Origin of the sequence: Virgibacillus litoralis, from assembly GCF_017873675.1 — a bacterium.
In the GTDB taxonomy this organism is placed as follows: domain Bacteria; phylum Bacillota; class Bacilli; order Bacillales; family Amphibacillaceae; genus Lentibacillus; species Lentibacillus litoralis.
Genome location: NZ_JAGGKK010000007.1, coordinates 133,439 through 159,674, shown reverse-complemented (window position 1 = coordinate 159,674; position 26,236 = coordinate 133,439). Strand labels below are relative to the sequence as shown.

Annotated in this window: 28 protein-coding genes; 8 read left to right on the top strand and 20 right to left on the bottom strand. The window is 35.7% G+C overall.

The features are described from left to right. Positions 1–146: 146 nt before the first annotated feature. Together J2Z82_RS08300 and J2Z82_RS08295 are read right to left on the bottom strand one after the other, a co-directional pair. Positions 147–1,208, bottom strand: a complete 1,062-nt coding sequence (locus J2Z82_RS08300) for a CAP domain-containing protein (protein ID WP_209480333.1) — start codon at positions 1,206–1,208, stop codon at positions 147–149. Positions 1,209–1,441: 233 nt separating this feature from the next. Continuing rightward, complete coding sequence (locus tag J2Z82_RS08295) at positions 1,442–1,870, bottom strand: CBS domain-containing protein (protein ID WP_209480332.1); 429 nt, start codon at positions 1,868–1,870, stop codon at positions 1,442–1,444. A 157-nt stretch (positions 1,871–2,027) separates the two neighbouring features. Here J2Z82_RS08295 and J2Z82_RS08290 point away from each other — a divergent pair, with 157 nt between their 5' ends. Together J2Z82_RS08290 and ytvI are read left to right on the top strand one after the other, a co-directional pair. Next, the gene (locus J2Z82_RS08290; protein WP_209480331.1) at positions 2,028–2,393 is read left to right on the top strand and encodes a YugN family protein; all 366 of its coding nucleotides are present in this window, start codon (positions 2,028–2,030) and stop codon (positions 2,391–2,393) included. A 179-nt stretch (positions 2,394–2,572) separates the two neighbouring features. Beyond that, complete coding sequence (gene ytvI, locus J2Z82_RS08285; protein WP_209480330.1) at positions 2,573–3,631, top strand: sporulation integral membrane protein YtvI; 1,059 nt, start codon at positions 2,573–2,575, stop codon at positions 3,629–3,631. 30 nt (positions 3,632–3,661) lie between these two features. On the opposite strand, the gene J2Z82_RS08280 is transcribed toward ytvI, so the two are convergent. From J2Z82_RS08280 to cyoE, 7 genes are all read right to left on the bottom strand, one after another. Beyond that, complete coding sequence (locus J2Z82_RS08280; RefSeq protein ID WP_209480329.1) at positions 3,662–4,117, bottom strand: DUF420 domain-containing protein; 456 nt, start codon at positions 4,115–4,117, stop codon at positions 3,662–3,664. Positions 4,118–4,191: 74 nt separating this feature from the next. Next, positions 4,192–5,091, bottom strand: coding sequence for a cytochrome c oxidase assembly factor CtaG (gene ctaG / locus J2Z82_RS08275; protein WP_209480328.1), 900 nt, complete (start codon positions 5,089–5,091; stop codon positions 4,192–4,194). Between the two features lie 250 nt (positions 5,092–5,341). Next, the gene (gene ctaF / locus J2Z82_RS08270) at positions 5,342–5,665 is read right to left on the bottom strand and encodes a cytochrome c oxidase subunit IVB (RefSeq protein WP_209480327.1); all 324 of its coding nucleotides are present in this window, start codon (positions 5,663–5,665) and stop codon (positions 5,342–5,344) included. Positions 5,666–5,668: 3 nt separating this feature from the next. Then, a complete protein-coding gene (locus J2Z82_RS08265; RefSeq protein ID WP_209480326.1) occupies positions 5,669–6,292 on the bottom strand; it encodes a cytochrome (ubi)quinol oxidase subunit III in 624 nt (207 codons plus the stop codon). A gap of 1 nt (position 6,293) precedes the next feature. Then, a complete protein-coding gene (ctaD, locus tag J2Z82_RS08260; RefSeq protein WP_209480325.1) occupies positions 6,294–8,147 on the bottom strand; it encodes a cytochrome c oxidase subunit I in 1,854 nt (617 codons plus the stop codon). Between the two features lie 54 nt (positions 8,148–8,201). Next, positions 8,202–9,254 (bottom strand): cytochrome c oxidase subunit II, encoded by a 1,053-nt coding sequence (gene coxB, locus J2Z82_RS08255; protein WP_209480324.1) that lies wholly within the window; start codon positions 9,252–9,254, stop codon positions 8,202–8,204. 66 nt (positions 9,255–9,320) lie between these two features. Beyond that, a complete protein-coding gene (cyoE, locus tag J2Z82_RS08250) occupies positions 9,321–10,262 on the bottom strand; it encodes a heme o synthase (RefSeq protein WP_209480323.1) in 942 nt (313 codons plus the stop codon). A gap of 505 nt (positions 10,263–10,767) precedes the next feature. On the opposite strand from cyoE, the gene J2Z82_RS08245 reads away from it, so the two are divergent. Next, positions 10,768–11,676: a COX15/CtaA family protein gene (locus J2Z82_RS08245; RefSeq protein WP_209480322.1), complete on the top strand. Its 909-nt coding sequence runs from the start codon at positions 10,768–10,770 to the stop codon at positions 11,674–11,676. A 184-nt stretch (positions 11,677–11,860) separates the two neighbouring features. Here the strand turns inward: J2Z82_RS08245 and pyc are convergent, their stop codons facing one another. From pyc to J2Z82_RS08230, 3 genes are all read right to left on the bottom strand, one after another. Further along, on the bottom strand, positions 11,861–15,304 hold the full coding sequence (gene pyc, locus J2Z82_RS08240; RefSeq protein ID WP_209480321.1) for a pyruvate carboxylase: 3,444 nt from the start codon (positions 15,302–15,304) through the stop codon (positions 11,861–11,863). Beyond that, a complete protein-coding gene (ftsW, locus tag J2Z82_RS08235; RefSeq protein ID WP_209480320.1) occupies positions 15,292–16,479 on the bottom strand; it encodes a putative lipid II flippase FtsW in 1,188 nt (395 codons plus the stop codon). The genes pyc and ftsW overlap by 13 nt, the downstream gene beginning before the upstream one ends. A 261-nt stretch (positions 16,480–16,740) precedes the next feature. Next, positions 16,741–17,040 (bottom strand): Fpa/YlaN family protein, encoded by a 300-nt coding sequence (locus J2Z82_RS08230; RefSeq protein WP_245251242.1) that lies wholly within the window; start codon positions 17,038–17,040, stop codon positions 16,741–16,743. Positions 17,041–17,188: 148 nt separating this feature from the next. On the opposite strand from J2Z82_RS08230, the gene J2Z82_RS08225 reads away from it, so the two are divergent. Beyond that, positions 17,189–17,677, top strand: coding sequence for a hypothetical protein (locus J2Z82_RS08225; RefSeq protein ID WP_209480319.1), 489 nt, complete (start codon positions 17,189–17,191; stop codon positions 17,675–17,677). A gap of 976 nt (positions 17,678–18,653) precedes the next feature. After that, on the top strand, positions 18,654–19,253 hold the full coding sequence (locus tag J2Z82_RS08220) for a YhcN/YlaJ family sporulation lipoprotein (RefSeq protein ID WP_209480318.1): 600 nt from the start codon (positions 18,654–18,656) through the stop codon (positions 19,251–19,253). Positions 19,254–19,711: 458 nt separating this feature from the next. Here J2Z82_RS08220 and J2Z82_RS08215 read toward each other — a convergent pair whose 3' ends face one another. Beyond that, the gene (locus J2Z82_RS08215; protein ID WP_209480317.1) at positions 19,712–20,014 is read right to left on the bottom strand and encodes a hypothetical protein; all 303 of its coding nucleotides are present in this window, start codon (positions 20,012–20,014) and stop codon (positions 19,712–19,714) included. A gap of 140 nt (positions 20,015–20,154) precedes the next feature. Between J2Z82_RS08215 and J2Z82_RS08210 the strand changes: the two genes are divergently transcribed. Then, entirely contained in the window at positions 20,155–20,358 is a 204-nt protein-coding gene (locus J2Z82_RS08210; protein ID WP_209480316.1) for a YlaI family protein, read from the top strand. A 33-nt stretch (positions 20,359–20,391) separates the two neighbouring features. Here J2Z82_RS08210 and J2Z82_RS08205 read toward each other — a convergent pair whose 3' ends face one another. Then, on the bottom strand, positions 20,392–20,697 hold the full coding sequence (locus J2Z82_RS08205) for a YlaH-like family protein (protein ID WP_209480315.1): 306 nt from the start codon (positions 20,695–20,697) through the stop codon (positions 20,392–20,394). A 159-nt stretch (positions 20,698–20,856) separates the two neighbouring features. On the opposite strand from J2Z82_RS08205, the gene J2Z82_RS08200 reads away from it, so the two are divergent. After that, entirely contained in the window at positions 20,857–21,027 is a 171-nt protein-coding gene (locus tag J2Z82_RS08200) for a DUF5325 family protein (protein ID WP_209480314.1), read from the top strand. A gap of 14 nt (positions 21,028–21,041) precedes the next feature. Here the strand turns inward: J2Z82_RS08200 and J2Z82_RS08195 are convergent, their stop codons facing one another. After that, complete coding sequence (locus J2Z82_RS08195) at positions 21,042–21,851, bottom strand: inositol monophosphatase family protein (RefSeq protein ID WP_209480313.1); 810 nt, start codon at positions 21,849–21,851, stop codon at positions 21,042–21,044. Positions 21,852–22,013: 162 nt separating this feature from the next. Continuing rightward, positions 22,014–22,205 (bottom strand): hypothetical protein, encoded by a 192-nt coding sequence (locus J2Z82_RS08190; RefSeq protein ID WP_209480312.1) that lies wholly within the window; start codon positions 22,203–22,205, stop codon positions 22,014–22,016. Between the two features lie 209 nt (positions 22,206–22,414). Here J2Z82_RS08190 and J2Z82_RS08185 point away from each other — a divergent pair, with 209 nt between their 5' ends. Beyond that, on the top strand, positions 22,415–23,032 hold the full coding sequence (locus J2Z82_RS08185; RefSeq protein WP_209480311.1) for a YktB family protein: 618 nt from the start codon (positions 22,415–22,417) through the stop codon (positions 23,030–23,032). A gap of 364 nt (positions 23,033–23,396) precedes the next feature. On the opposite strand, the gene J2Z82_RS08180 is transcribed toward J2Z82_RS08185, so the two are convergent. From J2Z82_RS08180 to J2Z82_RS08165, 4 genes are all read right to left on the bottom strand, one after another. Continuing rightward, a complete protein-coding gene (locus tag J2Z82_RS08180; protein WP_209480310.1) occupies positions 23,397–23,669 on the bottom strand; it encodes a UPF0223 family protein in 273 nt (90 codons plus the stop codon). A 14-nt stretch (positions 23,670–23,683) separates the two neighbouring features. Further along, a complete protein-coding gene (locus tag J2Z82_RS08175; protein WP_209480309.1) occupies positions 23,684–24,643 on the bottom strand; it encodes an NAD(P)H-dependent flavin oxidoreductase in 960 nt (319 codons plus the stop codon). 264 nt (positions 24,644–24,907) lie between these two features. Next, positions 24,908–25,012: a GapA-binding peptide SR1P gene (locus J2Z82_RS08170; RefSeq protein WP_209480308.1), complete on the bottom strand. Its 105-nt coding sequence runs from the start codon at positions 25,010–25,012 to the stop codon at positions 24,908–24,910. Positions 25,013–25,170: 158 nt separating this feature from the next. Next, entirely contained in the window at positions 25,171–26,055 is an 885-nt protein-coding gene (locus J2Z82_RS08165) for a polysaccharide deacetylase family protein (protein WP_209480307.1), read from the bottom strand. Between the last annotated feature and the right edge of the window lie 181 nt (positions 26,056–26,236).

Sequence of the window (26,236 nt, the reverse complement as noted above, 5' to 3'; positions counted from 1 at the left end):
GCAGGAACATTAATATCGGAAAATTCAATCATCTATCTCAGACATTGAAATTAATTATTTGACTAAGCTATAGTTTTTTTATGCAACGCTAGTGATAGTCGCTAAACAACGAAAAAAACGCATCAAATGCGTTTTTTCAATCAATATTATTTTTTCAAGAAGTTTTGTGTGTAGTAAAATCGAAAAACTCCTACTCCTAAGTGTGTATAATCCTTCTTCAGTAATGCCTCCCTGTGTCCTTCACTATTTAACCAGCCATGCATAGCTGATGGTACATCCGGATATTGTGCAGCAATATTCTCTCCGGCTGCTTGATAAAACACTTCTTGTGTTGCTAACCGCTCTTTTAAGCCATCCCCATTCAAGGCATAATGAGAGAAGTAATTATTCTCAGCCATATCCTTACTATGATGATAAGCAACTTCGCTAACGGTTTCATCCCATTTTAAAGAGGTTTCTCCATATTGATTTCGAAGAACGTTTGTTATATTAAAAACTTGCTTTTCCATTCCTGATTCTATCTTTTCCCATTGTTTATCCGAGTAATTAGGTTTTTCAGGTAAATCACCACGGTATTCCATCTCATAAGGACGGTGCTGTAACAGTATGTCCGCAGATAACACACGAATAGATGACAATTTATTTGTAAATGTATCAAAATATAATTGCATATAGATATCATCTGTTAGCTTGACTAGTGGTCTTCCTTGTATTTCTTCATCCTTTAAGCGAAATGTATAGGAATTAAGTTTCTTACTGTAAGATACCTCATTTGTAATAGAAAGTTCATTCTTCACCGTTTCATAGTCTTGCCCGATTTCAATAGGTTCAAGCGACAAATCATTTCCAACAGCATAGATTGATCTAACTTCATCACCGACTATTCCAAATTGAATATGTTGTTTTTGCTGATCCGTGTATACCCACCATTCATAGCCATATCCGCTCTGATCTCTTCTTACTGGCTCTCCGAATGCTTTAATTAATTCATCCGTTGATTTATCTACCCACTGAAAAAGATCTCCCTTCAAAGGAATAGTTGATCTCTCCTCAGGTATTTGCTTAGTCTCCAGCATATTCTTCTTTGTTTCAAAAATGCTGCTGAAGTCATCTATCGCCTGTTTGGGTGATAGATCATTTTTTTCAAAAAGATAATAGCCACCAATTAAGAGTAATATTAATAGTGCAACTACTTGAATAAACCGCATATACGCTTCCCCTTCTATTCAACCTTTTATTATTAACTATATGTAAGAGATTCCAAGTACATTCTCTTTTCTCTATTTTTTTCAATAAAATGAACTAACCTAAAAGTGTTTTTATCCTCTACTTTGGAGTGCTAGCTACAGTTCAATTATGTAGGAAAATTAGTTATGCTTTATTAACTACCTATTAAAAAACAACCGTATATGGATTATACGGTTGTTTTTATTATACTACATTAATGGAGTTCTGGTCGTTCAGAAATTTCCTCAAGAGCATGGCCTGCAGCATCATTTGATTTATCTTCAAGTGAAAGATCCCCTAACGAAACAATGCCTACGAGTTTACCATTATCAACAATAGGTAAACGTCGAATTTGATTTTCAGCCATTAATCTACTTGCTTCCTCTACTGAAGTATCTGGCGAGGTAAAATGCAGCTTATCACTCATAACTTCTTGTACCTTTGTTGTGTCTGGCTTCTTATCAGCATACCCTCTTAAAACCAAATCACGGTCAGTAATCATCCCCAGAAGTTCCTGATCAGCAGAACAAACTGGAATAACACCAACATTCCTGTCTTTCATCTTTATAGCTGCATCATGTAACGTATCATCTTTTAGACAAACAACTATGTCCGTACTCATAATTTCTTTAGTAGCTTTCATTACACTTCCTCCTTAGCGAATTTTATAGTATCACTTATTATTCATTCCCAAATTAACAAATATCTTTCATATATCCGTTTAATTTTCTTTTCGATTGCAACTTGGGCTATTTAGTATTATTATTATTATGTGAGGAAAAAGATGTGAGGTGGATAAAATGAGATTAGAAAATACAGGAATTGAAGATTCTATTGTTGATGTAAAACCATTAGATCACCTGATGGGAAAACACGCATTTATTCGTGGAGGCCAGTGGGATTACGAACGTGTAACCTATGACTATAAAATTGGTTCCAAAGAAAAAAACATTACATACTATATTCGTATTTTAGGTTATGCAGTTGAAGGTGATGTCGACCGTGGTAATGCTGTTATTAAACTTTCAACACCGTTACTTGGTAAACATTATTACCCACATGGTGTAGAATATGGCGAACATGAAAATTTCCCTGAAAACTTAGTAGAACGTGCAACTAACCTTGTATCAAAAGTAAAAGAAGAAATTGACATATATAAGAAATAAACAAATAAAACATACAGGTATCTAATAATTATACAACCAACTGCTCAGTAACTAACAAGTGCAGTTGGTTTTTTTAATAACACAATCCCGTTATGTTTAACTGTTCAAACCGTGTAATTAGTGCTATATTTTTCATATACATATTTATCCTATATAAAGAAAGGAGACATCAATTCACATTGTTTCGATCTATTTCAAAACGTCAATGGACATTAATTTTTTTAACTATATTTCTTATTCTAGTCTTTTACTTCATACTACCCGTCTCTATACCTTTAATAGTTGCATTAGTAACAGCCTTAATTCTTAACCCTTTAGTACGAATTCTACAGAGAAAGGGAAGAATAAGTCGAAAAACATCAGTAATTATTGTGTTCCTATTATTTTTGGTGTTCATAGGAATTTCTGGATCATTCGTCGTTACAAAAGCAGTTACTCAAGTTGTTAATTTTGTGGAAGATATTCCTACACACTTTAATGAGCTAAACAGTGTATACGCAGATTGGGAATCAGGTTTTGAAAATTATACACAAAGTCTACCGCCAGAATTTACTGATCAGATTTCCGATAGTATTGAGTCACATCTAACTAACTTAAGTAATGCAGCAAAAGAAAAAATCACCATAGAAAATATTGCACAAATCTTTGCCCAAGTTCCACAGTATTTAATCAGTTTTCTTGTCTACATAATTGCACTGTTTTTATTTATGCTCGAATTACCGTTGATTAAAGCAAAATTGTATAATTTAATGACAAAAGAGACTGCTGAAAAGGTTTCCTTCATGAACAATAGGCTATCAAGCGTTGTACTCGGATTCCTGAAAGCTCAATTACTTGTCAGTGTTATTATTTTCCTTGTTACTTTATTGGGATTATTTTTTATAGCACCTGAAGTAGCTATTATAATGGCACTTATTGTTTGGATAGTTGATTTCATTCCAATTATAGGGTCGATTATTATAGTTGGTCCATGGTCATTGTTTATGTTCATCTCTGGTGACACGGTTCTAGGCATTAAGTTAGCGATACTGGCCATTATATTGTTGGCAGTGCGGAGAACAGTCGAACCGAAAGTAATGGGAAAGCATATTGGTCTATCACCGCTTGCTACACTGATTGCCATGTTTTTAGGAATAAAACTATTGGGTATTCTAGGTTTTATATTAGGACCATTATTCCTGATTGCCTTTAATTCAGCAAAAGAAGCCAAAATAATAAAATGGAATATAAAAATATAAAGTGTGCGAGCTACTGCTCGCACACTTTATTTATCCACCTAATATTGCTTTTAACATACTTGTTGTTTGTCCACCATCATAAATAATGTACAAGAATAAATACACCATTACACCTGTAATTGCACTAAAGAACCAAATCACACTTGTTACAGGTCCGATTTTCCTATGAATTTTTATTTTTCGCTTTAATGCTAATGTTATTGTCACGACTCCAAATATAGCCCCTGTTGTTGCCAGAAAAATATGGAAAATCAAAAAGATTGTGTAGTAAATTTTGATATCCTCTGGTCCCCCAAAGCTTGTATTTCCAATAAAGATAGTTCGTGATACATAAATTATAAAGAATAACAAGGCACTAATCGCTGCAGAAATCATCGTTTTCTTATGAGCACTTGTATTCCCTTTAATAATAAATCTCCATCCAAATGCTACTAAAATAGCACTTGTTACGATGAAAAAGGTGCTGATCGTTGGTAAAAACGGCATATTCACACTAATCCTTTCTTTCCTATTGAAAGTAGCACAATTATACAAGCTTCAGATAATTCACATTATAGTTATTAACTATATTCGTTTTCGGGTAACGGATCAATTCGTAAACTCTCTCTATTAAACCAGCCAAAAAAGATTCTGGCTAAGATTACACCATACGTAATTTCCTGTGATATCTTCATAATAATACCACCTAGCTGCTGATCTTCTAATGTAGTCATCGGAGAAAACATTTCAGGACCCGATATAGCATATGTCAAACCTTGTAATACATCATTAGGTACACATAAAGCTAATGCCTGCATCCAAGCTCCATCTTGTGAATATGTGGCATATAGTGGTACATCAGCAAAAATAATCAATACACACGCTGGCGTAATTAAAACACCGTTGGCAAAAATGTAAAAAATCTTCCCAAGAGGAGGCATTCGATTAAATTCTTTAACTGGTGTCAAAACAGGCCACCATACTATAAATGCAGCAATCAAGATAGTAACCGATATCGATGAGTGTGCAATTTGTGATGACTTAGCAAAGTTGAATATGTCAGGTAAATGATACAATGAAAATAATGTATTAAATAACAAAATCGAAATAAGCGGCTTTGAAAGAAACAATAATGCAGGCTTAATAACAGGTCTAAGAACTGCTTTCTCCCACAACCACTTCGGAATTCCCTTGATAATCAGAATAGGAAACACCAAATAATAAATTGCCATCTGCATCATATGCGTTGTTAGCATTATGTGAGTAAGTAAATCTATTGGTGAACCTTTCACTGCATATAACAAAAACAAAGCAATATAAAACATGCTCTGTTGTTTTTTAGATGGTTTATCTCCGCCACCGAACTTCTGTCGGTATGGTCCAGTTATCAAAAAATAGACCAAAGCAAGACCTAATACAAACAAAAGAAAATATGGACTCCACAATGCACGAAAACCAAAAATCTGTAATTCCAACCACATAATATCTCACTCCATAAACGGACTATGTATTTTATTATAACGTATTTATATCAGAATCACACATCTGTAATGTGACAATTTTTGAACAAAGAAAAGGTATTATTATTAAAGAGGTTAGAAAACTTGGCATTCGCCAAGCCTTTGGGCGAATTGCCTTAGTTGCACTTATGCAGTAAGAAAGTAGTTATACTTTCTCATCTGCCAAAAAGAAGATCGGGACTATGTGTCCCGATCCGGCCTCTTTTGAAACTTACCACCAAGTGATTACTCCTAATCCTGCCAATGTAAGCAGTGCTGCCCATATACCACCATAAATCATTAAGGCTGGCATATCATGCCCCTTGTCTTTCATGTGCATGAAATAATAAAACTGAAAAGCTACTTGGATAATAGCTAGAATTAGTAACACCGGAATGACAAACATTTTTTGCATCATACCAGTAGCGACAATCACAAAAGCAATAATAGTAAACAAAATCATTAATGCAAATGTAATTAACTGTTTTTGCATCTCTAATTTATTTTTACGCTTTTGATATGGATTAACTTCGTTGGAATTGGTGTTCTCTGCCATTAATTAACCCACCTTTCCCATTAAATATACAACTGTAAATATAAACACCCATACAACATCAATAAAGTGCCAATATAAACTGAATACATAATACTTTGGCGCGTTGTATAAGTTTAAGCCTCGTTTTGCGTTACGTATCATTAACGCCAGAAGCCACAGTAAACCAAATGTAACGTGTCCTCCGTGGAACCCTACTAATGTATAAAAGGCTGATCCAAATGCTGATGATCGGAATGTAAAGCCATACTCATGTATATAATGATTAAACTCATACAATTCACAACCTAAAAATGCAAACCCAAGTACAGCCGTAATACCTAGCCAAAGCTGCATTTTTTTAAAGTTGTTGTTCTTCATATGATACATCGCATAAACACTTGTCAGTGAACTTGTTAATAACAAAATAGTCATTATGAATACAAGCTCTAAACCAAACAAATCATTTGTTGTTGGACCACCAGCTGTTGATTCTTTTAATGCAAGGTATGTTCCAAACAAACACGCAAATAAAACTGTTTCACCACCAAGAAAGAACCAAAACCCAAGAAATTTATTTTTACCCTCAAGGGTGGCCTTTTCTGGTTCATGCGGCATTGTTTCTGGATTTAAGGAATGATCGTGACTCATATTAGTCAGCCTCCCTTTCAAGTTCTTCTTTTGTAATATGGTAACCATGATCATCTTTTAGTGATCTGATTAACATACTACCAAGTAATATGCCCATACCAACAAATAAAGGAATATAAGCCCAAGTATAGTTGACTTGATAAATGAAACCAAATCCAGCTATAAATAATCCGAATGACATCATGAATGGCAGAATTGATCCGTTCGGCATATGGATATCACCCAATGGTTCTGCAGGCGTCATTTTACCTTTACCCTCTGTTTTTTCAACCCATAGTGCATCTAGACCTCGAACTAATGGGGTTTGTTTAAAGTTATAATGTGCAGGCGGTGAAGCTGTTGCCCACTCAAGTGTACGTCCATCCCATGGATCATCAGGTGCCTTTTCTCCTTTAACTGCTGTGTAAACAACATTATAGAAGAATATAATAACACCAATTGCCATTAAAAATGCACCAATTGTACTAATTAAATTCCCTGTATCCAAACCTTGATCTTCTAAGAATACCCAGTAACGACGAGGCATACCCATCAAACCTAAGAAGTGTTGGATAAAGAATGTTAAATGGAATCCAGTAAAGAATATCCAGAAAGCGATTTTTCCTAGTTTTTCATTTAGGATTCGCCCAAATAATTTTGGCCACCAATAATGTAAGCCCGCTAAGATTCCAAACACGGTACCACCAACAATTACGTAATGGAAGTGGGCAACAACGAAATAAGTATCGTGATACTGATAGTCAGCAACAACTGATGCTACCATTACCCCTGTCATACCTCCAATAGTAAATGTAGGGATAAACCCTAACGCCCATAGCATTGCTGAGTTAATAGTTATACTACCGCCCCATAATGTCGCGAGCCAATTAAATATTTTAATACCAGTTGGTACAGCTATAGCCATTGTCGCAATCGCAAAGATTGAGTTAGCTACAGGTCCAAGACCTACTGTAAACATATGGTGAGCCCAAACCATGAAACCTAAAAATGCGATTAAGATGGTTGCAAACACCATTGCTGTATAACCAAACAAGCGTTTTTTAGCGAATGTAGAGAAAATATCACTAAATAACCCAAATGCTGGTAATATCAGGATATATACTTCAGGATGACCGAATATCCAGAATAAATGCTCCCAGATAATAGAATTTCCTCCCAGTCCAACATCAAAGAATGCTGAACCAAATAAACGATCGAACATTAGCAGGAATAAACCTATTGTTAATGCTGGAAAAGCAAATAAAATTAAAATACTTGTAATAAATGTTGTCCATGAAAACAGCGGCATACGCATGTATGTCATACCAGGTGCACGCATGTTAATAATAGTAACTAGAAAGTTAATACCACCAATTAGCGTACCCGCACCTGATATTTGTAAACCGAGAACATAGAAATCAACACCATGTCCTGGTGACGTGGTCGACAAAGGTGCATATGATGTCCACCCTGCATCAGGTGCTCCACCTAAAAGCCAACTACAGTTTAAAATAAGCCCGCCGAACAAAAACAACCAAAAGCCTAATGAATTTAAAAACGGAAATGCGACGTCTCTTGCCCCTATTTGCAGAGGCATGGCGGCATTCATTAAACCTAACAATAACGGCATTGCCGCTAAAAATATCATCGTTGTTCCATGCATCGTAAGAATTTCATTATACAAACCTGCGCTGACAAAGTCATTTTCAGGTTTGATTAATTGAATACGTATAATCATGGCTTCCAATCCACCGAGTATGAAGAAGAATCCACCACCGAACAGATATAAATGAGCAATCTTTTTATGATCTACAGTGGTTAAATAATCCCATAGCACAGCGCCGAAGCCTCTTTTTTGAGTAGCTGCTATACTCACGAGTTAAACCTCCCTTTAACATCTTCCATCCCTTGATTTATATGTGTATGTTTATTAATTTCCTGCACTTTCAGGTGTAACCTCAGACGGTTTTAATTGCAATAAGTATTCAGCAATTTTACCAGCTTCTTCTCTTGAAACCTCAGGGTAATTACCAGTCATTTTATTTCCTGGCTTAATGGATTCCGGGTCCAAAATCCATTGAACTAGATTTTTCTTCGTTGGATCTTCAGTACCAGCGATTTTAGAACGATCACCAAAGTTAGTAAGGTTAGGTCCTATTTGCGTTGGAGACGAACCAATCGCATGACAACTCATACAATTATTTTGCTCGAATAATGCCTTACCTTCCTGTGCAACAGCATCCTGTGGTTGATCATCTGGATTTACATCTTTCATATCCTGTACCCACTGATCAAATTCCTCTTGGCTGACTACAATCACTTTGAAGTCCATAAGTGAGTGAGACGGCCCACAAAGTTCTGCACATTTACCCCAGTAAACGCCCTCTTCATATGCTTCAATATGCATCTTATTCTCATTCTCTGGCAATACATCCATTTTCCCTGAAATAGATGGTACCCAGAATGAATGGTGTACATCTGAAGATTTCATGGATAAATAAATCTTTTCGCCAACTGGTACATATAAATCCTGACTTGTTTGAATTTCTTGTCCTTCATAATTAAAATGCCACCAATATTGGTTACCAGTAACCTGAATGTTCAATCCATCTTTAGAGCCTGAATTATCCGCTAAATCAAAAGTTGCTGTTACAGTAGGTACTGCAATAATAATTAACAGGATAATTGGGATAACTGTCCAGATTGTTTCAAGTGTTTTGTTCCCTTCAACTTGCTTCGGAATAAAGTCCTCTTGACCTTTTTTCTTACGATAGCGCAGCAGAACTGCTACATATATAAGCATTACAACCGCAAAGACAAACAACATTACCACTGTCGAAATAATGATTAAATCCATAGAGGACTCTGCGCCATACCCTTTAGGTACAAGAGCAGTTAAGTTGTCTTTACCACATGCAGACAACACTAGTGCTAACGAGCCTAACAGAAAAAATGCTCTGAATCTTCCCATCCAACCTTTCATGTATTCATACCTCTCTTTCTCTTTGTAACTTCCTTATATATTAATTTTGTATAAGTAAGGACGAGTTTAACTAAACGGGAACTCAAATGTCACAATGACCATCAGTAAAAATACGATGGTTAAGTAATTTAAGGAATATATAAATATCATATTCGCCCATTTCAAATCATTTTTCGTAAAAAATCCACTAATACCAAGAGCTAACCATCCAACATTCAGTAATGTTGCGATTACCATAAATGTTGTTCCTAATGAAGCTAAAAAAAATGGTAGTGGCAATAAACATGCAATGTAGACGACAATTTGTCGTTTTGTAAATTCGAACCCATGTACTACAGGGAGCATTGGTATGTTTGCTGCTTTATATTCCTTAGATTTTTTCATAGCCAAGGCCAGAAAATGAGGCGTTTGCCATATAAACATAGTAAGGAACAATACAAAAGCTACCATATGAAGACTAGGGTCGATAGCTGCCCACCCGATTAATGGTGGTACTGCTCCGGAAATGCTACCAATTGCTGTGTTTAAGGTATATTTGCGTTTGGACCACATTGTATACAGAACAACGTATGTAAACCAGCCTATAAATCCAATAAACGCTGCTTCAACAGTTGTGAACAATAAGAGGATAAGTCCCAATGTGGTAGACGAAATGCCTAAGAGCAGAACATTTTTTAACGATATATTTCCTGTAACCGTCGGACGTGTCTTTGTTCTCGACATAACAGGATCAATATCGACATCATACCAATTATTCATGATACAACCACCGGCAATAACAAGAGCACTTCCAGCCATAGTTAATAGAAAAACTTCCCAATTAGCTGCAAAAGTACTGTTTGTAAAATAAAGTGCCAACCAAAAACCGGTAAATGTCGTAATTAAGTTTGAATTCACAATTCCTACTTTAATGAGTGATTTTAAATCAGCAAGTAAAGTAACATCCTTTTCCTTTGCTGCAGCTGAACTACCAATCAGAGGTGAAGAAGTTGTCTCCACTTTATTCATTACATATATTCCCCCCTTCTAAACCCAACAAAAGGCACAAATAATTTCTAAGCATACTACTTATCATACCTAAGTATTCCCAATAGTATCCTACATAATTATCCTAATTGTACCACGGAATTGAAATACAATCTATTTACTACATTACTTGATTTCACTTTTTCAAACCCCCAAATGTGACAGTTTTGTGAAAAAGAGGTCTAAAATAAAACAAAAGGCTTTTAAAGCCTTTGTCCAGTAAAATTAAAAATATGTAGTTTACCCATAGCGATGGGCATAGTGATTTGAAGCTTAGCAAATATCCCCTATATTATTTCTAGCAAACAAATCTCGACAATGCAAGAGTTTTTTATTTTTTTATAGTGAAAATGGTAATAAGCCATGATAAGATGACAATTGTGTGATTTTTACTATATGTTTAGCGTTTTTCATTGCTCTATTAACATAGAAGTATTAATATTATTCTATTGAGGTATATTTACTTGACATAAAGTGAGGCAGTCATATGATTAAAATGTTAAAATGGCTCTCTGTAGTTTCTACATTGGGCATGGTATTTGTGTTAATGGGTGGATCCCTTGTTACGAAGACTGAATCTGGTATGGGATGTGGAGCAACTTGGCCGCTATGCCACGGAGAATTCGTACCATCTACTGTTACGCCAGAACTTGTAATAGAACTTAGTCATAGATTAGTATCCGGAATTATGGGTGTCACTGTATTGGCTTTATCCATTTTGGCTTGGAAATTTATTGGTCACATCCGTGAAGTGAAATTCCTAGCCTTTTTATCATCGTTCTTCTTAGTACTCCAAGCGCTAATTGGTGCAGCAGCGGTAGTATGGAATCAATCGGATTTTGTTTTGGCAACGCATTTTGGTATTTCACTTATATCATTTGCATCACTGTTTTTACTGATGCTTTTAATATTTGAAATAGATAAGAAGTTTGATGCAAAATCGTTATTCATACAAAAGAAACACCGTATTGAAATTTATGCACTGACGATATACACATTACTTGTCGTTTATACAGGTGCATTGGTTAGACATGCCAATTCTAGTATGGCTTGTGGCGACTGGCCATTTTGTTCAAATGGATCACCATTTTCACTATCTGACTATAACTTTGAACAGTGGATTCAGATGGGGCATAGACTAGCTGCTAGTATATTATTTATTTGGACGGTTGTGTTATTTATAAAAATCATGAAAAATTACCGAACAAATCGGGTCATGTACTGGGGTTGGATAACTACAGTCTCGCTAATAAGTCTGCAAGTCTTCTTTGGGGCTATGATTATTTTTACTATGTTGAACCTGGGAATAGCATTATTGCACGCGTTTGTAATTTCCTGCTATTTTGCGATGCTTAGTTATTTCATATTGTTATCAACAAGAAGCGCAAAGCATTAGAAAACTTGTCATTCATTAAAGGGGTTCTTACGAAAGCTTATTTTGCTTTCTTAGACCCCCTTTTACTTTGGACTGAAAACCTTTAGTTCAGATAATTCTTAGATGCACGTATGCAGCAAGGAAGTAAATATTATTTCTTGCTGCTGAAAAAAGGGTAATGGAATTGTCCATTACCCTTTTATAACTATTCAAATTCAATTAGTAAATCATTAACTGCTATCGCTTCACCATTTTTCACGTGAATATCTTTAATGACACCTGTATATGGCGCCTGAACAGTTGTTTCCATTTTCATAGCTTCAGTAATTAGTAAATAATCACCCTTTTGGACTTTTTCTCCTTTTTCACAGAGAACTTTAACAACTGTCCCAGGCATGGTTGCACCAATTTGTTTATCATTTCCTTGATCAATCTTTGGTTTTGTTATAAGTTGTGATTTAACATTTTCATCTTTAACGATAACTTCCCTCGATTGACCGTTCAATTCAAAATAAATGACACGGGTACCATCTGAACGTGCTTCAGAAATGGATACTAATTTTACAAATAGCGTCTTACCTTGTTCAATTTCAACCTCAATTTCCTCACCCAGCTTCATACCATAGAAGAATGTGAGTGTATCGAGAACCGACATATCACCATACATTTCGGTAAACTTATGGTAATCCATAAATACTTTGGGATATAGTGCATATGAAATCAAGTCAAAGCTTGTTACTTGGCGATCAAGCGTTTTAAATAATGTTTCCTTTAACTGGGTAAAATCAATCGGATCCAATAACTCACCCGGGCGTACCTTAATTGATTCTTTTCCTTTTAAGATAATACGTTGTAATTCCTGTGGAAATCCTTGATATGGCTGACCAATATAGCCCTGTGCGAATTCAATTACCGAATCAGGGAAATCAATTGATTCACCGCGTTCATATATTTCATCCTCAGTTAAGTCATTCTGAACCATGAATAATGTCATATCCCCTACTACCTTAGATGAAGGTGTTACCTTAACAATATCCCCAAACATATCATTTACTTGCCTGAACATCGTTTTAACTTCATTCCAACGATCTTCAAGTCCTACCGCTTTCGCCTGTTGTTTTAAGTTACTATATTGTCCACCTGGCATCTCATGCATATAAATTTCAGTATGTGGAGCTTTCATTCCACTCTCGAAATCTTGATAGTAATCTCTGATACCTTCCCAATAATGTGAGATTTTTTCATAGGAATCGATATTTAATTTAGGTTGACGGTCTTTTCCTTCTAATGCGTGATATAAAGTTTGCGCACTTGGCTGTGATGTCAAACCAGCCATTGGACCACTCGCTACATCAACCGCATCTACTCCAGCATCAATAGCTCGAGCATACATATAGATACCATTGCCGCTTGTGTCATGTGTATGCAAATGGATTGGCAGATCAATTGTCTCTTTTAAAGTTGAAATTAATTGATAAGCAGCTTCTGGTTTTAGCAAGCCCGCCATATCTTTTATCCCCAATATATGTGCACCAGCCTGCTCTAACTCTTTGGCCAGATTGATATAATAATCTAAATCATATTTCGTACGACCTGAATCCAGTATATCACCTGTATAACACATGGATGCTTCGGCAATTTTATTATTTTCCCGTACTGCCTGAATAGCAGGTTTCATTCCCTCAACCCAATTCAAACTGTCAAATATACGGAAGACATCAATTCCAGCAGATGCACTATTTTCAACAAATTCACTGATTAAATTATCAGGGTAATTTTTATAACCTACTGCATTACTTGCACGTAATAACATTTGAAATAAAACATTCGGCATCTTTTCGCGAAGTTTTATTAATCGCTGCCAAGGGTCTTCTTTTAAAAAACGATAGGATACATCAAATGTTGCTCCACCCCACATCTCTACAGAAAAAAGCTGTGGTAATAAACGTGCAGTCGGCTCGGAAATTTTTAATAAATCCTTTGTTCTGACGCGAGTAGCTAATAAAGATTGATGTGCATCGCGGAAGGTTGTGTCTGTCAGCATCACATTATTTTGTGCTCTTAACCACTCCGCTAAATATTCAGGTCCATGCTCATCCAAAATCTGTTTAGTACCCGCAGGAATTTCTTCCAGTTTATCTATTTTAGGTACAATCGGCGTAACTAACGACGGTTTCTTCTTCCTGGCTATACCTTCAAACCCATTCACTGTAGTATGTCCAATATAAGAAAGCATTTTAGTTCCACGGTCTTTCCGCTTTGGAAATACAAATAATTCCGGTGTCTGATCAATAAACGTTGTACTGTATTCTCCCGATAAAAATTTACTATGCGAAATTACATTTTCCAAAAAAGGAATGTTCGTTTTTATCCCGCGAATACGAAATTCTTTTAAATTTCTGACCATTTTTTGTGCAGCTTGTTCAAATGTCAGTGCCCACGTTGAAACTTTTACTAGTAAAGAGTCATAATGCGGAGAAATGATTGCACCCTGGAATCCGTTCCCGGCGTCCAAGCGTACACCAAATCCTCCACCAGTACGGTAAGCCATAATCTTTCCAGTGTCCGGCATAAAATTGTTTAATGGATCTTCTGTTGTTACACGTGATTGAATAGCATATCCATTGGTCACGATTTTATCCTGGTCAGGGATACCAATAGACTTGTTATGAATATCTTGGCCTTCAGCAATTTTAAGCTGAGTTTGGACAATATCAATTCCCGTTATCATTTCTGTAATGGTATGCTCAACCTGAACACGTGGGTTAACTTCAATAAAATAATATTCATCATCTGTTACTAAAAATTCAACAGTTCCTGCATTTATGTAGTTAACATTTTTCATCAGGTCTACTGCTGCTTCGCAAATTTCAAGGCGTAATTCATCCTTTAACGAGACACTTGGTGCCATCTCAACTACCTTTTGATGCCGGCGCTGTATGGAGCAGTCCCGTTCAAATAAATGAACTGTATTACCATACTTATCACCAATAACTTGTACTTCTATATGTTTTGGGTTTTCGATTAACTTCTCAACATAGACTTCATCACTGCCAAATGCTGCTCTCGCCTCGGACTTAGCTCGATCGTATGCTTCTGAAAGTCCACTTTCATTACGAACGATACGCATACCACGACCGCCACCGCCAAGTGATGCTTTAATAATGATAGGGTAACCATGTTTTTCCCCGAATTTTCTTACATCATCTACTGTTGTTACTGGACCATCACTACCTGGAATGATTGGAAGGCCAGCGTTTATAGCTTGCGTTCTTGCTTTCACTTTATCGCCAAACATATTCAAATGCTCGCTCGTTGGTCCAATAAAAATAATTCCCTCTTCTTCACAACGCTTAGCAAAATGAATATTTTCAGAAAGAAATCCATAGCCTGGATGTATCGCATCAATACCAACATTCTTTGCAAGTTCAATTATACCTTCAATATCAAGGTATGCATCGATTGGTTTCTTCCCTTCACCAATCAAATAAGCCTCATCAGCTTTATAACGATGGTAAGAGCTTGTGTCTTCTTGGGAATAAACCGCAACAGTACGAATATTAAGTTCAGTACAAGCTCGGAAGACCCGTATAGCAATTTCACCACGATTTGCAACTAATACTTTTTCAATACGTTTTACCTCACCCATGTTTTTCCTCCTCTATTTTTAAATGCATTTGTTTCAGGTTCTTCTTTTGTACTTACAGGTACAGGTTGTTCTTCTTTTAGCTTATTTGATTTTGCAATGTTATTCATTATTCCCATTGATATCATCATAACCAGAAGTGATGAGCCACCATAACTCACAAACGGCAATGGTACCCCTGTGATCGGTAAAATCCCACTTATTGCTCCCAGATTAATAAATGCTTGGATTCCAATCATCGAGGAAATTCCTATTGCTAATAATGCACCAAAACTATCGGAACATTTTTTGGAAATAAATAATCCGCGCAGCACGATAATAGATAACATTCCCACTACAATAATGACCCCAACAAAACCAAGTTCTTCAGCTATAACTGCCATTATAAAATCAGTATGAGGTTCTAGTAAATAGCCTAGTTTTTGAACACTTTGTCCCAATCCTTCACCAGTAAGTCCACCAACACCTATAGCTAAATAAGATTGAATCAGATGATATCCATCGTCTTGCGGATCTTCAAAAGGCTTATATGCCCCATCAAACCTGGCAATTCGCTCATCAGTCACCATATTTGGTATAGCAAAAGCGACTAAAGCCAAGCCTACCAACACGAGAATGGATAAATGTTTAAAACGAATCCCGGAACTAAATATCACAGAGCAAGCAATCATAAATATAATTGCTGCTGTTCCAATATCAGGCTGCGAAACAATGAGGCCCAAAATTACTGCAGTTAATATTAAAGGTGGAAGTACTCCTCTATTAAACTCGTTGATATAAGATTGCTTTTTAGAGTATACAGAGGCAAGATACATAATTAATCCTATTTTTGCAAACTCAGCGGGCTGCATACTGATGAATCCAAAATTGAACCACGATCTGGCACCGTTGGCTTCATTTCCAAAAATACTAACTCCCACCAATAAACCAATAATAATTAAAATTATCAATTTCATCAACTTTTGGTAATATTTATACGGAAAAATGCTTGTAAAAACAAACCCTACCATGGCAATTGAAAACCATTGAATCTGCTTAACCAGATAATGTGAACTTTCATTACCTTCTACAACAGCGATCACCATACTAGCACTGTAAATCATTACTATTCCAAACATTGATAGCAGTATTGGTGTAATCATTAACGTAAAATCATAACTCTTTAATCTCTGTATCATCTTACTTCTCCTCAACATATGTATTAGTAACAATAGTTGAAATAGAAATTTTTAATAGTATAACATAATTAATGTAATTGTGTAACATATTAAATTCCTACTTCTACTAGATTAGAGAACTTGGTTTTTCACCAAGCCATAATGATAAACCTTATTTGCGCTTATACAATAAGAAAGTATTTATACTTTCTTAACTGCTTAAATAAAAAAACCTTGCCATTATCCAATTAGGCAAAGTTTTTGCTAAGTTGTAACATGACATTACACCGAATCTTGTGCTGCTTCATGTAATATATTAAGCTGCCTTTCTAAATTCTCAAGTATTGCTTTGCCTTCTTGTTCGCTGATTAAGTTTAAACGCACAGCAAAATCGATCTCTCTTGAAAGACCAAACATTTGTGTATCCAAAACCTCTTCATATAAAGGACATTGCGGCATCGTTAAATTCTCAATTTGAACTTCTATTAGCCTCCGAATTTTGTCAGCATCAGCCTTTAGAAGGGCATAGGCTTTTTCACGATGAGTTTCAGTCACCTCAGGAATCAAATATATCCCCTCCATTTAAAAGACTTTCTTCTATCTTATATTATCGTTTGAACCATGAAAATGCAAATAAAATTAAGGCGAATTTTAAATTAATCATTTCTAGTGAAAAATTTAAAAATCTCTGCTATTCTTGATAAAGATAATTATTGAGAGGTGGTTATACATGATAGTCCCAATTATTGGTAATGTTACATATTCAATCACACTAGATCCAACCGTATGGATCTTTGATGATAGAAAAATACTACTAGAAGAAGCATTCACGGAAAAAGAAAATAAACAAGTTGAGGAAAACGAACTTGAAAATGCATCGAAACGCTGGAGTAGAGCAGTTTATCAACAGAAAATAAATCCACCAGTTAATAAAAGCATTTCCCGGTTTGAACGAGAAAAAATACTAGAAAACTCATATGTAATGCCAATTAATGAGTTTGTAGGTCATGCCGAGGTAAACGAAAGTGCTACAGACGTTACACTTGTAACAAGTAAGGGAGATGAACATATCTCACTTGAAGCTTTGCAAAGTTGCTATTTACTATTTGCTGTTGATGGAAAGCCATTAAAAGAAGAAGGGCCTGTTCACTTATTTTATAAGGACGGTTCCAATAAAGATAATCCTATTACAGGAATTAATAAAATTGTTATCAATTAGATAAAATTAGATAAAGTGGCCGGGACTAAAGCATTTAGTCAAAGCAAAATCCGAACTATGATTCAAAATTCTTGAAATAGAATTCGAATTAGTTCGGATTTTTGCAGTTAAGAATGTATAACTACTTTCTTACTGCATAAGTGCAACTATGGCATTCACCAAAAGGCTTGGTGAATGCCTAGTTTTCTAATATTACAGATCAGATATAAACTGCAAAGTAACTTTATCGTAATTTGCTTCCAACTTTTATAAGTTGAGTACTATGACACCGCTTCGGAAATACACTTCGCGCACCTAGGGCGGCTGTCGAGCCTCCTCGTGCTGCGCACTGCGGGGTCTCGCCGATGCCTTTCCTCCCGCAGGAGTCTACGTGTATTTCCTCCGCTGGGTTTTGCTTAAATTAAAAGCATATTGAGATGATATAAACAAGATTTAAGACCATCTAAACCAGCAGCTGGAATATGCGAGACTCCTGTGGGACAGCGAGCCTAAGAGACCCCACAGGGAGCGTTCTTTGCGAGCGAGGAGGCTCGTGGTGAGCCCTAGGTGCGCGAGTATATTCCAGCTGCGTCGTTAGGGAGCCTCACGAAATACTTCCAATAGGACTCCCTTAGTTACTTCGTAGTTTATAGGAATTACGTATTAGATTCAACCATTGATAATGAACGTTCTAAACAACTTATCCTGTTATTATTCGTCTTTAGAGTAGAGATTTTTAGTTATGTCCCTGCAGCTTTTTTAGTAACTTCAACAAGAATCTAAGAAAGTAATACACGCTTTCTAAGTACCTCATTAGCGGATGCTGCGGTTTCTAATATGTGGTCTTTTCTGTATAGCCATGTACAGAAAAATTTTCTCCATAGATAGCATATTTTTCTTGACCTTGATTTTGTACTTTTGGATGTATATTTTACAGCATTCGACTCAGAATAATAAGACAGTAATTCCGTTTGTACATTTTAAAGGAGGAGTACACATGTTGTTCCGTTTAGGGATACTGTCTTTAATGAGTTTTTTGTTTTTAAATGGTTGTCAGCAAAATGAGGAAGATCAATCCTTATCAACTGAAAAAGAAAATAACCGTATTGTACAGGTAGAAGATTCTGATCCCACAGAGAAACAAAATCCCACTAACAGACAAATCTCTACCCATTTAGCAAATATTGCAAGTGAAGTACCGAATGTCAATGACTCAACATCCATAGTAGCAGGTCCATATGCTGTTGTAGGTATAGATGTTGATAAAGATTTAGACCGTTCACGCGTTGGATCTATAAAATATTCCGTATTAGAAGCATTACAGAATGATCCATATGGGAAAACAGCAGTTGTTGTTGCAGATGGTGATGTTGTCGAAAGGCTTCGTATGATGGGAAACAAAATTAATCAAGGTCATCCTGTACAAGGAGTAGTTGACGAACTTTCAGGGATTGTAGGAAGGTATATGCCAGACTTTCCAATTAATGATAATCAACCACAAGAACCAGATCAAAACAAGGAAATGCTGCCAGAAGAAGACCAGAAAAAGTTGGATGACATAGAGGAAGAACAATCCAATCATCAAAACAAAGAGTAAGTACAAAAGCGCAAGCGCCTGTTCAGCGCCGTATGGACTGGACTGACCCGTGTGAGATAAAGGATACACGAAGAGCGTAAGCGATTCGATGTTGACTTATCGTAGACACGGGGAGGGAAGTCCACTAGGTGCTAGGCGCTGGCCGGTGAGAACGCCACGTCCTGTGGCGTCACCGGCACTAGTACGCCCTGTACGTCGGAGCTGGACGTCGCTGATTCGGAAGTCCAGTTATCCAAAACTGCGGAATTATATAATTTCCTAGACAACAACAAAAGTGTACGTGGCTGTTAAATGCCGTGTGCCCGCGCACCGCAGTTAAAGACCTTGCTTTTGCAGGGGTAAAGGAATTCTTATGAAAGCGTATATTTCTTTCTTAGACCCCTATATGCAGTAGAAAGTATTCATACTTTCTTACCCACCAAAAAAGTGCTTCCCGAAGAAGAAAGGAAGCACTTTTCTTATTTTATATTATTTTCTTCACTTTCTCTTTCCTTAACCTTATTATAATAATCTACTCCAAATTGGGATCCTTCTGATACCATTTTAGAATTTTCTAATTGTGCAGGATCCTTGTTCTCCGCTTGGTCTGGAATACCAGCATCTTCAAAAGTTGAATTAGATTTATTTGTACCTTTCACTTTATCGGTTAAATATCTTACTTTATCTTTTAGTTTATTTCTGTTTTCCTCTTTGTTAAAGATAACTCCCATAATTCCTGCTCCGACAGCTCCAGCCGCTGTAGCTATATACCTTTTTCGCATTTAAACACCCTTTCTAATTTGAATATATTTTATTATTAAACATGTTCCCTGCTTATTCTCTTATAAAACATTCACTTTAATACATAAGAATGTCATGTTATAGTTAATAGGTAAACAGCCTAATTTTTAGAGGTGATGAGATGCAAGTACAATGTGTATTATGTGACACTATAGAAGATATTAAAGATAGTTCATTGCAAGCTAAACGATTAAGGAATCGCAGAATCCATATGTATTTATGTCAGCAATGTGATCAGCGAATATATAGTAACACAAAAAAGAGACATGAAACTGGAAACTTCCACTTATATGAAGGGAAGAAACAAAAAAAGGATTTAATATAACAAAAACTCCCAAATACGGGAGTTTTTGTTATATTATGATTTACTTTTGTTTTTTCTATCTTGATACAGTCTGAATCTGTATAATCCTAAAATCAATGACATAATGAGTAAACTCTCTGTAATAGGATAACCAACTATACTAAAAAACGTTATGATTATCGAACCAAATGCTAGCATTAAATAAACTAAAAATGATTTTAAAAATGGTAATTTGCGAGCAAATCCTAACTTATATGCAATTGCTGCAAAAATAAAATTCAAGACATAAAAAATTATTAGTTCATGACCATGATAATTCTCTACAATAAAATCATATAGCAAACTAAAATTAGTATCCATCCATATCCTCCATTACCAGCAAACATTAAAACTCATTTTCTATCATACTAAATCTTTTTGCTATATGCTAGTTAAAAATTTGTCTGTTTTCTTAAAATTAATTTTTTGAACAATACCCGGAATTAATATATACTAGTTCAAGTAAAAAGAGGTGTAATAATGAAAAATATTAATATTCCCATGCTATCATTGGCGACATTGGTAATTCTCATGTTTGTTCTCGTTGGGATTTCCATTGCATTTCGCAATATTTGGTTTGTCTTATTATTTATATTGTTGGGATTCGGATTTATGGGATACGGTTTATCACTCAAGCGAAAAAGAAAGTGACTTCAAATTTGGAGTCACTTTTTGCCTTTCAGCATATAATCATCTACAATATCACTTTTTATAGCCGGATTACATGTTAATATCGAATTTTTTTCTAGCATGTTAACTTGATCGCCATAGATAGTTGTCGTCACGCCACCTACTTCATTGACAATGACTACTCCAGCAGCAATATCCCATGGAGATAAACTCATGGTTAAATATCCATCCATAATCCCTTCAGCGACATAGGCAAATTCAAGTGCTGCAGAACCATAAGTTCTAGTGCCCCTAATTGTTTTTACAAAATCCTGCATCACCTGTTCATCCACAAATCTATTTTCACAAAGCCAAAAGTGATTTAAACCAACGATTGACTCCAACAAGGATTTTTTATTGGTAAGCCTTGGTAAAGGCTCATTATTTTTAAATGCCCCTTCATTGTGTTTGGCGCTATAAAGCACATCAGCCATTACATCATATATAAAGCCAATTTCTCCTACACCATCATGATAAATACCTACAGATATTGCAAAATTTCTCTTTTGATGGACGAAATTCATCGTCCCGTCAATCGGGTCAATAATCCAGACAGTCCCATTAAGTGTTTCCAATTGATCACCATATCCTTCTTCACTAATTATAAAGTGATCAGGATATGTTTTCTTAATATTAGTTACAAAAAAGTTTTCGGTATTTTGATCCATTGTAGTAACAAGGTCATTTGGATTGGATTTCGTATTTATTTCAAGTCTATCATGTATTTTATCTCTAATCGTATCGCCCGCTTTAAGTACCCATTCTTTTGCTTGGTTGTATATTGCATCACGCGTTTCCAAATTCATTTATAAGCCTCCATTACATTTCATCTATATCAATGATACCAAATTGGAAGCTTTTAATCATTTTTTTAATCCGATGGTTTTAAACCTATACATACAAATGACCCCAAAAGTGTTCATCAACAAACAATGAACATATGTAAACTTTGGGGTCATTTTCCGTTATTAATCATTTTCAATCTCCAGCATTTGCAAACGTAATTGCTCTAAACGTTCTTTTGACTTTATCATTTCAATTTTATCATTGGCTTGCATTGCATCATGTAGTGTTACAAGTTCATAATCAATTTCCATTCGAATAACGGGCAATTTTTCTTGTGCTTCTTTCTTTCTCAGTGCCTCCATTACATATTTCACTTTACCCACAACCTTTCAGTTGGCTTTTATTATATATATGAAATATTTTCCCAAATAGTTCATGGTAAATAGTAACTTTTGTTTTTACATTCCCCAATTTTCAATCTTTTTAAACATTGTTCGCAGGGATAAAACTTGACTGAATCCTATTTTTGCTTAATAATAATTATTATAATCTATGATAGTGCACCGTAGAAAGGATGATTTATATGGGATTTAAGGGATTTACGGAAAAAGATTTTAAAATCTTTACAATTGATGGACTTGATGAGCGGATGGAAGCCATCAGAGAAAACATACAGCCAAAATTTAAGGCTCTAGGTGAAGAACTGACTGAACCTGTTTCAGAGATGACAGGCAGTGAAATGCATATACATATTGCACAGCACTTGAGACGTACAAAGAACCCGCCTAATGATACATGGATGGCTTTTTGTCATAATAAGCGAGGTTACAAAAAACATCCACATTTTCAAATAGGGTTATTTGATGACCATCTATTTGTATGGCTTGCATATATTTATGAACTGCCTGGAAAACAGGAAATGGCTAAAACATTTTTAAATCACATGGATGATATTAAGCAGACAGTTCCTGATGATTATGTTGTTTCCTTGGATCACACCAAAAAAGATGCTACACGTTTTTCTGAAATAAACTTGGAAAAGGCGCTTACCCGCTTTCAAAATGTTAAAAAAGCAGAATTTCTAATTGGCAGACATTTCAAACCTGGTGACCCGGTTTTAAAAGATGGACAGGCATTTTTAAAGGAAGTTGAAGATACATTTAATAATCTGACACCCCTTTATAAAATCTCAATGGATTAATAGAAGCGAGTACGAGCCTTATTAGTATTAGAAAATTTGGCTTATCGCCAAGCCTTCAATGGTAAAAAGCCATGACAAAAATCCGAACTATGATTCGAAGTTCTTAAATAGAATTCGAATTAGTTCGGATTTATATTTGTTGCTGATTAAAGTTAAAATACGACACAACTAAAAATCACTTCCTGAGGGAAATTCAGCTGTTGCTGCGACGGACAGGACGTGACTGTTTTTAGCCGGTGTTCCAGTGTGAGAATTCGTGTATTTCATGCGCTTAGTTTTGCTCATTAGAACATGATAAAAACAAAATACTATATCACTAAACTGTGCGGTAAGTGATGCCATAAATACTATGTCGCTGTCTCTTTTACTTAGTTACTGTAAATGTTTTTTGTTCAGTTTCTCTAGCTTTCTTTACAACAGGATAACTTGCATATCCCGAAGCTTTTTCAAAATCAGCAAAATAGGTCTTCTCTTCACTTTTAGATGGTACTACATCCTTGAATTTTCGGTATGCTGCCAGGATATCTTCCCGTTTAACTTGCTGTTCATATGCTTCTTCTATCAATGTAAAAAAATTAACCACCTCAATGATTTCCTCTTTCGACCATGATTCGTCTAGTGGGTAATGATAACTCATCTTTGTTAATCACCTCAATCTGTCCATTTTCCCTTAATTAAATCTGCTTCACTTATTATTGAATTAAATAATTTCTTTACAGAGGGTATATCCTGAATCCTTGCTGCGCCTTGTCCAGCCCAGCCAAACCCTTCTGCTTCTTCGCCTTTATGGATGTATTGTTTATTAGCTTCCCCACTTATGTATGTTTTAAGTGCTTCAAAATCACCATGTTCTTGCTCAATACCTAATATTTTGTCCGTCCATGTATTTTTTAAAGCTCTGGCTGGAGTTCCTAATGTCCGTTTAATAACGACTGTTGCATTTTCATCAGCTTCAACTAGTGCCTGTTTATATACAGGATGTGCATCAATACATTCTTTCGTCGCAATAAAACGTGTACCCATTTCAATACCTTCTGCACCTAATGAAAGTGCGGCCATCATGCTTCGTCCATCCACAATTCCTCCTGAAGCAATCACCGGGATAGAAACAGAATCAACAACTTGTGGTGTTAACACAAATGTACCAACATCACCACGTCCAAGATGCCCCCCTCCTTCTTGTCCTACTACCATGACAGCGTCCGCGCCTAGCTCTTCTGCCTTTTCAGCCTGCCTGCGCGCAGCAACAAGCACAAGTTTCTTTATTGGAAAATCTTCTGCCATGTCAAGCACACCTTTTGGATTACCACCAGTTACTGATATGACTGGTACTTTTTCATCAATAGCCACTTGTACCATATGCTCAAATGGCCGTCCATGTTGTCCAATAGCAAAATTCACACCAAATGGTTTATCTGTCATTGTTTGGACTTTTCTTATCTCATTACGTAATTCATCTGGACCAGGTAGACTCATTGCCGTTATTTGTCCAAGACCACCAGCATTTGATACTGCTGCCGCTAAATCTGCATATGCTAAATATGCAAGTCCCCCCTGAATAATAGGATACTCGATTTCCAATAGCTCTGTAACTTTTGTTTCCCACCTCAATATAGTCACCTCTTTTTCTTTTTATTCTATCATTTAGTAATTAGTAATTGCTAATACAATATATTAGAAAACTTAGCTTATTGCCAAGTCTTAGTCGCACTTATCCAGTAAGCTTCTTAATTCCTTAGAAAACTTGGCATTCGTCAAGCCTTTGGGCAAATTGCCCTAGTTGCACTTATGCAGTAAGAATGTAGTTATACTTTCTTAACTGCTAAAGAAAAAGCTGCATGGCTATCCATGCAGCTATGATGTATCAATATTAATTTATTTTTTATTACAAGTCGGACATGTACCATAAAGAGTAGTTACTTTTTCATCATCATAATGATCAATTACTTTCTGGCAATCTTGACAAATGATTGTCCCCACCTGTCCCAACTCCTTTTTATGTTAATTATAACACTGTATTAATATTATAATGTGTCACAATTAAAGAATCAACCCTTAATTAGTATAACATATTAGGTTATATATGTTTTTGTGAATAAATAAACAGCCAGATATATTAATATCTGACTGTTATATGTTTACTCTTTTGTTTGTATTAATGATGGGTCTGCCATTTCGTATCCTTTTTCCCGTAGTCCAATTACAATGTCTTTCAATGCCTTAGCAGTCCATTCACGGTCGTGCATTAATAAATTGGCCCCTGGCTTAAGCAAACTGTAGGGAACATCCACTTCAGGCCCTTCACCTGTTATCATCGCCTTTTTCAATTTATCAGCATCCATGTATGGCTTGAAATAGTCATAACCATACGTCCAATTCATGACAACCATGCCTTCATCCTTCGCTACTTCTTTTGAAAAGTCAGTGTTAGCACCAAATGGGGCCCTGAAAAATTCTGGTCTTTCTCCAATAATCTCTTCAACCCTATCATTTAAGCTGATAATTTCCTTTTTTTGTTCTTCCTGAGACGAATCTGGTAAAGAAGCATGATTATATGTATGATTTCCGATTTTGAAACCCATATCATGAATTTTCTTTAAGATCTCTTCATCCTCAGTAGTATCCAGAAAATGTCCATTTACAAAGAAGATTGCATTTGCACTCAATTCATTTAACGTTTTCGCCATCTCCAATGAATAGTTATGTGGTGCATCATCAATAGTTAACAATACTATCTTTTCATTTATGCTATCATTCAACGGCATTACCAAAGAGTTCTCCTCATTAATTGCATACTGTGCTTCGATCGGCTTGTCTTCTTTAGGTTCACTCATTTTTTCTTTATCTGTATCTTCCTTTTCGCTTGTTTCTTCAGCTTTTACTTCCTCATCAACATCTTCCATTTGTTCCTTAGTATTTTCCTGATCCTGACCTTCATCTTTTGAGTTGATTGCTTTACTCTCCTCACAAGCTACTGTAACAAATATAAGTAATACTAACATTAGCCATATCAATTTTTTCATAGCTGTCCCCCCCTATTATATGCGTATATGACATTATATTAATTATATATGATATCAGCAGGTAATGACTATACTTTTTCAGCAGATAAAAAAATAAATATTCTTACTGCATAAAGCATTCGCGACAGAGACTTAGTAAATTCGTAGTGTTCTAAGAGTTATTGTTTAATTTTTCCTAGTT